Annotated in this window: 9 protein-coding genes; 8 read left to right on the forward strand and 1 reads right to left on the reverse strand. The window is 71.3% G+C overall.

All coding sequences use genetic code 11. The features are described from left to right. Window positions 1-163 precede the first annotated feature (163 nt). Entirely contained in the window at window positions 164-2,743 is a 2,580-nt protein-coding gene (glgP, locus tag ACFQVD_RS39840; protein WP_343972903.1) for an alpha-glucan family phosphorylase, read from the forward strand. A 52-nt stretch (window positions 2,744-2,795) separates the two neighbouring features. Here the strand turns inward: glgP and ACFQVD_RS39845 are convergent, their stop codons facing one another. Then, window positions 2,796-4,661 carry a flavin monoamine oxidase family protein gene (locus ACFQVD_RS39845; RefSeq protein ID WP_343972900.1) on the reverse strand — a complete coding sequence of 622 codons (1,866 nt, stop codon included), beginning with the start codon at window positions 4,659-4,661 and terminating at the stop codon, window positions 2,796-2,798. 300 nt (window positions 4,662-4,961) lie between these two features. On the opposite strand from ACFQVD_RS39845, the gene ACFQVD_RS39850 reads away from it, so the two are divergent. The 7 genes from ACFQVD_RS39850 (at window position 4,962) to ACFQVD_RS39880 (ending at window position 13,284) form a co-directional block, all read left to right on the forward strand. Then, window positions 4,962-7,082 carry an amylo-alpha-1,6-glucosidase gene (locus tag ACFQVD_RS39850; RefSeq protein WP_343972897.1) on the forward strand — a complete coding sequence of 707 codons (2,121 nt, stop codon included), beginning with the start codon at window positions 4,962-4,964 and terminating at the stop codon, window positions 7,080-7,082. Between the two features lie 73 nt (window positions 7,083-7,155). Then, complete coding sequence (locus ACFQVD_RS39855; RefSeq protein ID WP_343972894.1) at window positions 7,156-8,271, forward strand: glycosyltransferase family 4 protein; 1,116 nt, start codon at window positions 7,156-7,158, stop codon at window positions 8,269-8,271. A gap of 75 nt (window positions 8,272-8,346) precedes the next feature. Then, a complete protein-coding gene (locus ACFQVD_RS39860) occupies window positions 8,347-9,117 on the forward strand; it encodes an enoyl-CoA hydratase/isomerase family protein (RefSeq protein ID WP_343972891.1) in 771 nt (256 codons plus the stop codon). Between the two features lie 77 nt (window positions 9,118-9,194). Next, a complete protein-coding gene (locus tag ACFQVD_RS39865) occupies window positions 9,195-9,563 on the forward strand; it encodes a hypothetical protein (protein WP_343972888.1) in 369 nt (122 codons plus the stop codon). Next, window positions 9,560-10,783 (forward strand): DUF6395 domain-containing protein, encoded by a 1,224-nt coding sequence (locus ACFQVD_RS39870; RefSeq protein ID WP_343972885.1) that lies wholly within the window; start codon window positions 9,560-9,562, stop codon window positions 10,781-10,783. The genes ACFQVD_RS39865 and ACFQVD_RS39870 overlap by 4 nt, the downstream gene beginning before the upstream one ends. Further along, window positions 10,780-11,622 (forward strand): M55 family metallopeptidase, encoded by an 843-nt coding sequence (locus tag ACFQVD_RS39875; protein ID WP_343972882.1) that lies wholly within the window; start codon window positions 10,780-10,782, stop codon window positions 11,620-11,622. Before ACFQVD_RS39870 ends, ACFQVD_RS39875 begins: the two co-directional genes overlap by 4 nt. Before the next feature lie 63 nt (window positions 11,623-11,685). Beyond that, a complete protein-coding gene (locus ACFQVD_RS39880; protein ID WP_343972879.1) occupies window positions 11,686-13,284 on the forward strand; it encodes a flavin monoamine oxidase family protein in 1,599 nt (532 codons plus the stop codon). Window positions 13,285-13,335: the final 51 nt, after the last annotated feature.

The raw sequence follows: 13,335 nt of genomic DNA on the forward strand, positions 1-13,335 counted from the left end.
GCGTGCCGGTGGATAGAGTGCGGGACCTCTTACTCTTCGGCGAGTTGTCCTAACAGTCGATCACCTGCCTTTGATGTGTTTGGGGGAGATTGATAGCGGTGAGGGGGAGACGCGTGAGTGTTTGAGTCGCCCTCGTGGCGCTGAGTAACTAGGGTCTGGCACCGTGAGAGCTATTCGCAGGTTTACCGTCCGCACCGTCCTGCCCCCCGAGCTGGCACCCCTCGGGGAGCTCGTGCTGAATTTGCGCTGGTCGTGGCACCCGGAGACATTGGACCTGTTCGGCGAGGTCGATCCGGCGATCTGGGGGCGTGTCGGGTATGATCCCGTCGCCCTGCTGGGTGCCGTGGAGGCCGACAGGCTCCGCGAGCTCGCCGCCGACCGCCGCTTCCTGCGGCGGCTGGCCGACGCGGCCGACGATCTCCGCGAATACATGACCGCTCCCCGCTGGTACCAGACCATCCCCGACGCTCCCCGGAGCATCGCCTACTTCTCACCCGAGTACGGCATCGCCGCCGCGCTGCCGCAGTACTCCGGCGGGCTCGGCATCCTCGCCGGCGACCACCTCAAGGCGGCCAGCGACCTCGGCGTGCCCATCCTGGCCGTCGGCCTGCTCTACCGGCACGGCTACTTCACCCAGTCCCTCTCGCCCGAGGGCTGGCAGCTTGAGCACTACCCCTCCCTCGATCCGGGCGGCCTGCCGCTGACCCTGCTCAAGGAGCAGGACGGCACCCCGGTACGGATCAAGCTCAGCCTTCCCGAACAGCGCACGCTGCACGCCCAGGTCTGGGTGCTCCAGGTCGGCAGGGTGCCGCTGCTGCTGCTCGACTCCGACGTGGCCGAGAACGACACCGCGGCCCGTGACGTCACCGACCGCCTGTACGGCGGCGGCACCGACCACCGCCTGCTCCAGGAACTGCTGCTCGGCGTCGGCGGCGTCCGCGCCATCCGGGCCTACTGCCGGGTCACCGGGCACGCCGAGCCCGAGGTGTTCCACACCAACGAGGGGCACGCCGGCTTCCTCGGCCTGGAGCGCATCCGCGAACTCACCGAGGCCAGGCTCTCCTTCGACGAGGCGCTGGAGGCGGTGCGGGCCGGCACCGTCTTCACCACGCACACCCCGGTGCCCGCCGGGATCGACCGCTTCCCCACGGAGATGATCGCCCGCCAGTTCGGCGGCGACAACGCGTGGCCCACGGTCCCGACCGACCGCATCCTCACGCTCGGCGCCGAGGACGAGCCGGGCAAGTTCAACATGGCCGCGATGGGCATGCGGCTGGCCCAGCGCGTCAACGGCGTCTCCGAACTGCACGGCGCCGTGAGCCGGGAGATGTTCCAGTGGCTCTGGCCCGGCTTCGACGCCGACGAGGTCCCGATCGGGTTCATCACCAACGGCGTGCACGCGCCCACCTGGGTGGGCCGCGAGATCATGGAGCTGGCCGGTCAGGAGCTGCCCACGCTGGTCGAGCAGGCCCAGGGCTGGGAGAGCATCACCAAGATCTCCGACGGCGACGTCTGGGGCATCCGGGGGAGGCTGCGCGAGAAGCTGGTCAGGGCGGCCCGCGCCCGGCTCCGCCAGTCGTGGCTCAACCGGGGCGCCTCCCCGCCCGAGCTCGGCTGGATCGACGAGGCCCTCGACCCCGAGGTGCTGACCATCGGCTTCGCCCGCAGGGTGCCCTCGTACAAGCGGCTCACCCTGATGCTGTCCGACCCCGAAAGGCTCCGGGCGCTGCTGCTCGACCCGGTCAAGCCGGTCCAGATCGTGATCGCGGGCAAGGCGCACCCGGCCGACGAGGGCGGCAAGAAGCTCATCCAGCAGATCGTGAAGTTCGCCGACGCGGAGGACGTGCGGCACCGCATCGTCTTCCTGCCCGACTACGACATGGCCCTGGGGCAGCTGCTCGTCCAGGGCTGCGACGTGTGGATGAACAACCCGCTCCGCCCGCTGGAGGCGTGCGGCACGTCCGGCATGAAGGCGGCGCTCAACGGCGGGCTCAACCTGTCCATCCGCGACGGCTGGTGGGACGAGTGGTACGACGGCACCAACGGCTGGGCCATCCCCACCGCCGACGGCGTCGCCGACCCCGACCGTCGCGACGAGCTGGAGGCCACCGCCCTCTACGACCTGATCGAGCACGAGGTGGCCGACCGGTTCTACGACCGCGCGGACGGCCTGCCCCGGCGCTGGCTGGAGATGGTCAGGCACACCCTTACCTCGCTCGGTCCCAAGGTGCTCGCCGGGCGGATGCTCCGCGACTACGTGGTGGGTCTCTACGCCCCCGCGGCCTCCTCCGCGCGCGCCCTGTCCGGCGACGGGTACGAGCAGGCGAGGAGCTTCGCGGCGTGGAAGCTCAGGGTCGGCAGGGCCTGGCCGGGTGTGCGGGTCGAGCATGTGGAGGCCGCGGGTCTCGGCGACACCCCCGAGCTCGGATCGTCCCTGGGGCTGAAGGCCACCGTCGCCCTCGGCGAGCTGGAGCCCGGTGACATCCGGGTCCAGGCGGCCTACGGACGGGTCGGGGACCACGACGACCTGGTCGCGCCCGCCTACGCCGACCTGACGGTCGAGAACGTGGGCGACGACGGCAGGGCCGTCTTCGGCGGGACCATCCCCCTGGAGCGCACCGGCCCGTTCGGCTACACGGTCCGGATCGTTCCCGACCACTCCCTGGTGGCGTCGCCCGCGGAGCTCGGCCTGGTCGCGGTGCCCGAGGAGCCCGTCGGCATGACCAACGGCACCCTCCGTTGAGCGCGTGTCCACCCGGCGCGCGCCGGGTGGACACGCCGGGTGGACGGCGGCGTCAGGCGTTGGCCTCCAGGGCCGCGCGGACGGCCGACTCCAGGGCGCCCTCGATCCAGGAGTGCTTGAGCGAGGTGTGCTCGCCCGCGAAGTGCAGCCGCCCGACGGGTGCGGTGATGGCGGGGTGGATCTCGGTCATCTGGCCGGGGGTGAAGACCGCGGCCTCGCCGAAGGCGTAGCGGTTGCGCAGCCAGCTCTGGGTCTGGCCGTGGCCGGTGTAGAAGTCGGCGATGCGCTCCCCGTGCACCTCCTGAAGTCCGCGCAGCGCGTGGCCGTAGCGCTCGGCGTCGTCCATGGAGTCCCACCGGGAGGCGTCGTCGGCCCACGCGTAGCTGGCCAGCACGACCCCGCCCTCGCTGCCGCGCACCGGGTGCGAGGGGAAGTAGACGAACCTGTTGGCGTTGTCGGTGACCGAGCCGCCGCCCGTCACGTGGCTCGCGGGCCCAGGGCGGTAGCGGGGGCCCAGCTCGCGCTTCCAGTCTCGCTCGTCGAACTCCCACCAGCGCCTGCGGAACTCCAGCAGCACCTTGGTCGCGGAGTCGTAGTGCAGCTCGATCACCGCGCGCCGCTTCGGGTACGGCAGAGCCGGGGTGATCTCCACGTGGCGCAGCGCGGAGAACGGGATCGTGATGATCGCGAGATCTCCCTCGAACGTCTCACCCCTGCCCTGGGGCCGGGAGACGGACTCGGTGCTGCCCGTCTCGGTGACCGTCTCCACGCGCACCCCCCGGGCGGTGTGCCGGATCCGCACGGCCCGGCGGTCCATCCGGATGTTCCCGCGCAGCCCGGGTTCCAGCCGGTAGGGCAGCTCCCGGCTGCCTCCGGCCATCTCCCAGTAGGTCGCCGACGGGTTGACCAGGCTCCGGGTGAGGAAGGTGTGCATGAACGACAGCGGCAGCCGGGAGGTCAGGTTCTCGATGGTGCCGATGGCGTCGATGGCCGCGTCGCTCAACCTGGCGTGCTCCCGGAGGAAGCGGTTCATGGAGTGGTCGTCGAAGTCGTACAGCACGCGGGCCCAGCCCTCGATCAGCTCGGGCAGCGGCTTGTCGACCCGCTCGGAGCCGCGGACGACGGAGAAGTAGTCCCTGACCGGATCCAGCGCCTCGTCCAGGATCCTTCCCGCGGTCCTGTCGTCCCTGAGCCCGAACGAGGCGTTGATCTTTCGCGGGTCCCTGGCGTACTCGTCGCGCCGTTGCGAGATGCCGTTGACCCGGATCCAGGTGTGGTTCGCCCGCCGCGGTGCGGTGAACTCCCCGCGGGACGGCCCGGAGCGCCAGACCGGTCCGCGGCGCGAGGTGTAGACGACCGGCGGTGTCGGTCCGCTCGCCGCGTCGCCGGGCCGCACGTCGACGTTGTAGAACAGGCGGCGGGAGATGCCGAGCTTGTCGATCAGCGCGAGGGTGAGCGGGTGGAAGTCGGGGATGCGCATCGCCCCCGCCTCGGCGTACTGCCGCCGGTCGGCGAAACCGGTACGGAAGGTCTTGATCCGGCCGCCGATCCGGTTGCCGTTGGCCTCGATGACGGTGACCCGGTGCCCGGCCCGCTTCAGCAGCGTGGCGGTCACCAGCCCGGAGATCCCGGCGCCGACGACCAGGATCCTCTTCGGGCTGCGGGTCCTGGGCAGACCTTTGTCGATCAGCACCCTGAGGTATTCGAGTTTGAGGTCCGCGCCGTTCTCGTCGATCAGCAGCAGATCCCGTGCCACCTTCAGGCAGGTGTCCCAGCGCTCTCCGTCACGCGGCTCCCGCCGGGGGCCGGTGGGGGCCGGGCCGGTGAGCGAGACGGCGGCCGGGACCGCGGGGGCCATGGCCCCCACCGCGCCCAGCCCTGCCAGCCTGGCGAATCCTCGCCGGTCGATGCCTGTCACGGCATCCTCCTGTCGCTAGTCACTCTAGGTAATGAAATGACTACTATCGGTTTACCTTCCGGCGTGCCAGGATCTTCCCGGTTGTGACTCCAACCGATGTGACAGAGCCGGTTTTTTGCGGTTTTTGTCGCAACAGGCGGGTGGGTGGCCGATGGTGCGCGGGGGCGAAATATCAAGCAGAGTCGGACAAAAGCTCTTTTATCGGGCAAAACGTGACAATGGACCCCTTTTGTCTAGTTCCCTCTCCTTTTATTCGGGAATGGCTTGATAGCCGACATATCGCACAGGCTGGAGTGAGCATTGAACGCATGGACGTTCGAGGGCCAGCCGGGCCCGCTGGGCGACACCACGGTCACCCTGGTCGAGGGTGGCTCCTTCTGCGTGTGCGCGCGCAACGGCGACATCCGGCCCGGCGGGGCGCAGGGCGTCTACCACGCCGACACCCGGCTGCTCTCGCGCTGGGAGCTCAGGGTGGACGAGACGGCGGTGGAGCCTCTCAGGGTGCTGCCGGCCGAGCCGTACCACGCGACGTTCCTCGGCAGGACCGGCCCTCGTCCGGGTCGGGCCGAGAGCAGCCTGCTCGTGATCAGGGACCGCTACGTCGGCGGCGGCCTCCGCGAGGACGTGACCCTGCGCAACCTGGCCGACGAGCCCGCCGGATGCGTCGTCGACATCCACGTGGCCTCCGATGTGGCGGACCTGTTCGAGGTGAAGGCGGGCCGGGTCAGGCACGTGGCCGACGTGGAGATGACCGCTGACAGGTCGGGGTTACTGATCATCTCCACCTGCCGCTCGCGCGGCACCAGGGTGGTGGCCGAACCGTCGCCGTTCGCCGTGCCGGGCATGCTCATCTTCAGGGTCGTGGTGCCCGCCCGGGGTGAGTGGACCGTCAGCCTGCAGGTCAACCCGATCCTGGAGGGCGAGGAGTCACCGGCCTGGTTCTCCACGCGCTGTCCCCTGGAGAACGCGGAGCCCGCCAGGCGCCGGGCCGACTGGGAGCGCCTCAGCCCGGTCGTCGTCACCTCCGACCGCCTCCTGTCGAAGGCGCTGGAACGCTCCAAGGAGGATCTCGGCGCGCTCCGGCTCTTCGAGTCCGACAGGCCGGACGAGCCGCCGACCATCGCCGCGGGCGCGCCGTGGTTCATGACCCTGTTCGGCCGCGACTCGCTGCTGACCTCGTGGATGGCGCTGCAGATGGACCAGTGCCTGGCGCTGGGCACCCTGCGCCGCCTGGCCAGGCTCCAGGGCACCGTCGACGACCCGCTCACCGAGGAGGAGCCGGGCAAGATCCTGCACGAGCTCCGCTTCGGGACCCAGGTCGGCGCCTCGCCGCAGGCCGGCCGCGCCTACTACGGCTCGGTGGACTCGACCCCGCTGTTCGTGATGGTCCTGGGCGAGCTGCGCCGGTGGGGCATGCACAGGGAGGCCGTCGAGGAACTCATGCCGCACGCCGACGCCGCCCTCGACTGGATCAACAGGTGCGCCGACCCGTTCCTGTCCTACCGGCGCAAGACCGACCACGGACTGGTCAACCAGGGATGGAAGGACTCCTTTGACGGCATCAACTTCGCCGACGGCACCCTGGCCCGCCCGCCCATCGCCCTGGCGGAGGTCCAGGGCTACGTCTACGCCGCCTACATCGCCCGCGCCCACTTCGCCCACGAGGTCGGCGACACGGCTCTGGAGGAACAGTGGGCGGCCCGCGCGAGCCGGATCAGGGACGCCTTCAACGAGCGCTTCTGGCTGCCGGACCGGGGCTACTACGCCGTCGGTCTCGACGGCGCCGGGCGCGCCATCGACAGTCTCGCCTCGAACATGGGGCACTGCCTGTGGGCCGGCATCGTCGACGAGGACCGGGCGGCACAGGTCGCCGAGCGGCTGCTCTCGCCGGAGATGTTCACCGGGTACGGGGTGCGGACCCTCGCCTCCACCATGGGCGCCTACAACCCGATGAGCTACCACAACGGCTCGGTCTGGCCGCACGACAACGCCCTGATCGCGTCCGGGCTGATGCGCTACGGCTTCACCCGGGACGCGCAGCGGATCGCCTACGGCCTGCTGGACGCGGCCGAGGCGTTCGGCTGGCGGCTGCCCGAGCTGTTCTGCGGGTTCGACCGGGCCGAGTTCACCTGGCCCGTGCCGTACCCCACCTCCTGCTCCCCGCAGGCGTGGGCCGCGGCGAGCCCCATCCAGCTGGTCAGGAGTCTGCTGCGCTTCGAGCCGTGGGTTCCCTACGGGCGGGTGTGGCTGGATCCCGTCGGGCTGGAGGGCCTGCGGATCCAGGGACTGCCGCTCGCGGGAGCCAGGGTCACGATCGACGTCGGCGCGTCCGGGGCCACCATCAGCGGGCTGCCGGACGGGATCACCCTGATCAACGCGCCGCGCAGGCCGCTGACCGCCGCCCTGAGGCAGGTGCACTGACCGTTTCCTTCGTCTCTCTCCAGGTGAGGTCGCCATGGTTTCTTCCAGAGCTGTCCCGGGGTGGTCCAACGGCATGCGCATCCTGATGGTCGCGCCGCCCTGGTACGACGTACCGCCCAGCGGCTACGGGGGCATCGAGTCGATGGTGGCGGGCCTCGTCGCCGGGCTGACCCGGCGCGGGCACGACGTCACGATGATCGGGGCGGGCACGGCCGGGACGCCGGCGCGTTTCCTGGCCACCTACGGGCGGGCGCCGTCCGAGCGGATCGGCGAGGCGCTGCCCGAGGTCCTGCACGCCGCCAGGGCGTACGCGATGAGCTCGAAGCTCGTCGTGGACGTGATCCACGACCACTCCCTGGCCGGCCCGCTGACCGCGCCCGCGCAGGCCGCGCCGACCGTGATCACCTGCCACGGCGAGGTGGGGGGCGAGTACGGCGAGTACTACCGGGTGCTCGGCGCGGGCATGTCCATGGTCGCCATCTCCGAGGCCCAGCGGCGCATCGCCCCCGACCTGAACTGGGCGGGGGTCGTCCACAACGCCGTCGACGTCGAGGCGTTCCCCTTCAGGGAACGCAAGGAGGACTGGACGCTCTGGCTGGGCAGGTTCAGCGAGGACAAGGGCGCCCACCTGGCCATCGACGCCGCTCGCGCGGCCGGGCGGCGCATCCTGCTGGCCGGCAAGCTCACCGAGAAGACCGAGCACGACTACTTCGACGCCCACGTCGGGCCACGCCTGGGTCCCGACGCCGAATACGTCGGCGAGGCCGACACCGCCCGCAAACGCGAACTGCTGGCCGCGGCCAGATGTCTGGTCTTCCCGGTCGTCTGGGAGGAGCCGTTCGGGATGGTGATGATCGAGGCCATGGCCTGCGGCACGCCCGTGGTCGCCCTGGGCAGGGGCGCGGTGCCCGAGGTGGTCGTGGACGGGGTCACCGGATTCATCCGCGGCACCCCCGCGGAGCTCTCCGCCGCCATCGAGGCGGCCGACGTGCTCGACCCGCACGCCTGCCGCTCCCGGGCGGAGCGTTTCTTCGGGCTGGAGACGATGGCCCGCGCGTACGAGGCGATCTACCGCAGGGTGATCGCCGGGCCGTCGAGGCGGGCGGAAGAGCGCGTCGCGGCGAGTGCGGCGGCGAGTGCGGCGGGGAGCGCGGCGGGGAGCAGGGACCTGGCCATGCCCGTCAACTGAGCGGCGCTCTATGTTGGATCACGGCGCGACCGGCACCGGACCGGTCGCGTTGTGAATCTTGACGGAGGGACGTCCATGGGTGAGTTCGTGCGGGTGGAGAAGGCCGACGGGGTCGCGACGATCAGGCTCGACCGGCCGAAGATGAACGCGCTCAACCGGCAGGTCCAGCTGGAGATCGCCGAGTGCGCCCGGCAGGTGGACGCCGACGGGGACGTGAGCGCCGTGGTCCTCTACGGGGGACGGGTCTTCGCGGCCGGGGCCGACATCAAGGAGATGGCCGACATGTCGTACGCGGACATGGCGGTCCACTCGCGGACCCTGCAGGACTGCTTCACCGCCGTCGCGAGAATCGGTAAGCCCGTCGTCGCGGCCGTGACCGGCTACGCGCTCGGTGGCGGCTGCGAGCTGGCCCTGTGCGCCGACATCAGGATCGCGGGAGAGTCGGCCAAGCTGGGCCAGCCCGAGGTCCTGCTCGGCATCATCCCCGGCGCGGGGGGCACCCAGCGGCTGCCCAGGCTCATCGGCCCGGCCAAGGCCAAGGACCTCATCTTCACCGGACGCCATGTGGCCGCCGACGAGGCGCTGGCCATCGGCCTGGTGGACCGGGTGGTCCCCGACGACGACGTTCACACCGAGGCCCTCGCGTACGCGGCCCAGTTCGCCGGGGGGCCGGCCCTGGCGCTGCGCGCCGCCAAGCAGGCGGTCGACCACGGCCTGGAGACCGACCTGGACACCGGCCTGGAGATCGAGCGCCTGCAGTTCTCCGGCATGTTCGCCACCGCCGACGCCGGGATCGGCATGCGCGCCTTCTCCGAGAGGTCGAAGGCCGAGTTCACCGGCCGCTGAGGCACTCATCCGGCTTGCCGGGATCGGTGATGGGTGATGAAAAATTGCCGGTATCGTGCCGGATTATGGTGCGGTTGGTGAAGCGTGCGCTGGTGCCCGCTCCGCTGCGGCGGGCGGTCCTCGGCTGGTTCGATTCCCGGTACATCTCCAGGGCGGATCACCGGCAGGACGTCAAGGACGCGCTCTGGGAGGTCCAGACGCTGGCCAGGGAGGTCACCTCGCTGCGCGCGGAGGTCGTCGAGCTCCGCGCGCGGGTGGCCGGGGTCGCTCTCGACCCCGCGCGGGCCGGACGCTGGGACGACGCCCACCGGCTGGCCCAGGAGACCGCGGTCGCGCTGGACGGGGTCCTGCAGAACGAGGTGCTGCTCTGGCAGGCCGTGGACCGCGCCGCGGGTTCCGGGGAGCGTGGGAGCATTCCGGACAGGACCGCCGGGGGCACCGCGTGAGAGTGACCTGGAGCGCGGACGACGGCACCTGGCACCTGTCGTTCCGGCTGGACCCCGAGGACGACGTCACCGGCCGCTGCGCCGACGGCCAGCCGCTGAAGCTGGCCACGAACTCGTTCCGGGTCGAGCTGCCGCGAGCCCCGCGTGACATCCACCCCGACCTGCTCGCCCTCGCCGCGTGGACCGTGGTCGCGCCGTGGACCCGGCGCCGCGTCACCTTCGACCGGCCGATCTCACCGGAGCTCGCGGGGGCGATCGGCGACGGCTGGGGGATCGAGGCCGGCCCCGAAGGGGGACGGGCGCGGTCGGGTGACAGGCTGGCGATCTCCTACAGCGGCGGGGCGGACTCGGTCGCGGTGGCCGCGATGCTGCCCGACGCGTCCTTCGTGCACTTCCAGCGGGTCTCCCACCCGCGGGTGCCCAACCGGTGGACCCACTACCGCTCCGACGTGCTGGCCGCGCTGGCCGCCAGGACCGGGCGCGAGCTGACCGTCGTCCGCTCCGACCTGGAGTTCACGCTCGCCGAGCCGCGCCCCGGTTACCCCGAGCACCACGCGGTCGCCGCCGGCGCGCTGCTGCTGGCGGACGAGCTCGACCTGGGGGGCCTGGCCTTCGGCTACGAGCTGGGCTCGCGCTGGCTGGGAGGCGACCGCTACCTGCTCCGCTACACACCCGACAACCCGATGTGGGCGCCGCACGGCGCCTGGGGGCGGGCGTTCGCCGCGGCCGGTCTGCACATCGTGCTCCCGGTGGGCGGGGTGAGCGAGGCCGTCACGATGCGGCTCGCCCTCGGTTCCGAACTGCGTGAGCAGGTCCGCTGGTGCCTGCGCGGGGTGAACGGCCCCTGCGGGACCTGCGGCAAGTGCCTGTACAAGGAGCTCATCCAGGCCGCCGTCGAGCGTCGCCCGCTCCGCACCACGATCACCGCGGGCCGCCCGGTCGCCCGCAGGTGGCAGCAGCCGCCGCCGTACGGCGGCCAGGAGATGATCGAGTACGGCTGCGCCAGGGTGCCCGGCATCGAGGACACCGTCTTCGGCGCGGCGGCCGGGTACCTGCGCGCGACCGAGTCCTCCACCGCCTGGCTGGACCGCTGCTACCGGCCGGCGATCGCGGAGATTCCCGAAGCGTGGCGCAAGCAGGTTCACGACTTCATGGATGGGGAGATCGGTTTCATGACCGAGGACGAGGCGCGGCGCGTCGAGACGTGGGGGACGGCGTGAAGGTGTACGTCTCGGTCGACATGGAGGGTGTCACCGGCCTGACCGACCCCGAGGAGATGCAGGCCGGGGGGCGGGGCTACGAGCGCGGCTGCGAGCTGATGACCGGCGACGCCAACGCGGTCATCGAGGGGGCGTTCGACGCGGGCGCCACCGCGGTACGCGTCAACGACGCGCACGGTTCGACCAAGAACCTCAGGATCGACCTGCTCGACGAGCGGGCGACCCTGCTCCGCGGTCCCGGCAAGCCGCTGCGGATGGGGCAGGGACTCGACGCGAGCCACCGGGCGGCCTGCTTCGTCGGCTACCACGCGCGGGCCGGTGTCCAGCACGGCGTCCTCAACCACACCTGGATGGGCAGGGAGATCCAGAACGTCCACCTCAACGGCGAGGTCTGCGGCGAGACCCGCCTCGTCGCCTCCTTCGCCGGGACGCTCGGCGTGCCGGTGGTCCTGGTGACCGGGGACGAGGCGGTCTGCGAGGAGGCCAGGGAACTGCTCGGTGACGTGGAGACCGTCGCGGTCAAGAAGGGGATCGACAGGTTCGCCGCCGAACTCCTGCCGCCCGCCGTCGCCCAGGCCCGCATCCGCGAGGCCACCGCCCGCGCGCTCGACCGGGTGGCCGACTTCCGCCTCTGCGCCCCCGAGCCGCCGTTCACCCTCGGCGTCGAGTGGAACTCCACGGCCATCGCGGCCGGATGCGCGCTCATTCCCGGTGTGCGGGCGGTGGGCCCCCGGCACACCGAGTTCACCACGGACGACTTCTCCCAGATCATGGCCCTGCTGGGAGTCTTCGCCATGATCGGCGGCCAGGTCGCCTGCGGCAGCGGCATCTACGGCTGATCCTCCTTCCATGTCCCCTTCGAGCCGACCCCCGGCGGTGCCCGATGTCCTTGAAGACCTTCGATGAGTGACGAGACGGAGCCCGCCGCCCAGGCCGCCCCCGGCAGAGGCGGAGGACTGACGCGCAGGGCACTGCTGGTCGGGGTGGGCGCGGCCGGGGGTGCCGGAGCCATGTTCGCGGCCATGGGCGCGCTCGGCCTCGCCCCGGAGTCCCAGGAGAAGGACTTCACCCCCCCGCAGCCCTCCGACTTCTCCCTCAGCGGGAAGGCGGCGGCCAAGGTGGTCGTCCTCGGTGCCAGTATCGCCGGGCTGACCTGTGCCTACGAGCTGGGCAAGGCCGGATACGACTGCACGGTCCTGGAGGCGTCCGGCCGGGTGGGCGGCAGGACCATCACGCTGCGCACGGGCGACCGGCTGGACGAACTGGGCGGCGAGCCGCAGACCGCCGCGTTCGAGGAGGGCACCTACTTCAACGCGGGGGCCGGGCGGATCGCGCCGTGGATGGTCACCATGGACTACTGCCGCGAGCTGGGCGTCCCCATCGAGACGTTCGTCAACAACAACGCCTCGGCGTACGTCTACAACGAGAACATGACCGCCCCGGTCCGGGCGCGTACCGCCCGCGCGGACCTGTACGGCTACGTCGCGGAGCTGCTGGCCAAGGCGAGCAACGCCGGCGCGCTGAACCGCAGGCTCACCGCCGACGACCGCGAGCGGCTGGCGGAGTTCCTGCGGCGCTTCGGCGACCTGGGTTCCGACCTCACCTACCGAGGCTCGGAACGGCGGGGCTTCGAGACCTATCCGGGAGTGGACCGGGGCGTTCCCCTGGGGGCGACGCCCTCGCTGCGGGACGTGCTCGCCGCGGGCACCGGCAGGGCCGTCACCATGGACTTCGGCTACGACCAGGCGATGCCGATGTTCCAGCCGGTGGGCGGCATGGACACGATCGCCGGCGCGCTCGCCGACGCGGTCGGCCGAGACCGGATCAGGACGGGCACCCCGGTCACCGGGATAAGGAACCTGCCCGACGGGGTGGAGGTGACCCACCGGGGCGGCACGGTCCGCGCCGACTACTGCATCGCGACCCTGCCGCCCCACCTGCTCGCGCGCCTGCCGCACAACCTCGGCACCCCGGTCACCGCCGCGCTCCGCACGCCCGTCCCGGTCTCCGCGGGCAAGATCGGTCTGGAGTACGGCAGACGCTGGTGGGAGATCGACGACCGCATCTACGGCGGTGTCACCGAGACCGACCTGGACATCACCCACATCTGGTACCCCTCCCACGGCTACCACTCCCGCGGTGGCCTGCTGGTCGGCTACTACAACGTCGGACCGAACGCCGACCTCTACGGCGCGCTCTCCCACAGTGATCGTCGAAAGCGGGCGCTCACCCAGGGCAAGAAGATCCACGGTGAGAAGTACCGCTCCGAGCTGCGTTCCAGCGTCTCGATCGCCTGGCGGCGCACGCCGTACATCGAGGGAGGCTGGGTGGGCTGGCCCTCCCACGAGGGTGCTTTCGCCCTCCTCCAGCGCCCGGCGGGGCGGGTCTACTTCGCCGGGGACTGGCTCACCCAGCTGATCGCCTGGCAGGCCGGCGCGATGGAGTCGGCGAGGAGGACGGTCACCGAGCTGCACCGCCGGGTGCTGAGCGCGACCTCCTGAGTTCTCCGGCGCGGCCGTAAGGTCTTCGGTGCGAAGGAAAACCAAGGGAGA

The sequence above is a fragment of the Streptosporangium amethystogenes subsp. fukuiense genome, from assembly GCF_042665875.1.
GTDB lineage: Bacteria > Actinomycetota > Actinomycetes > Streptosporangiales > Streptosporangiaceae > Streptosporangium > Streptosporangium fukuiense.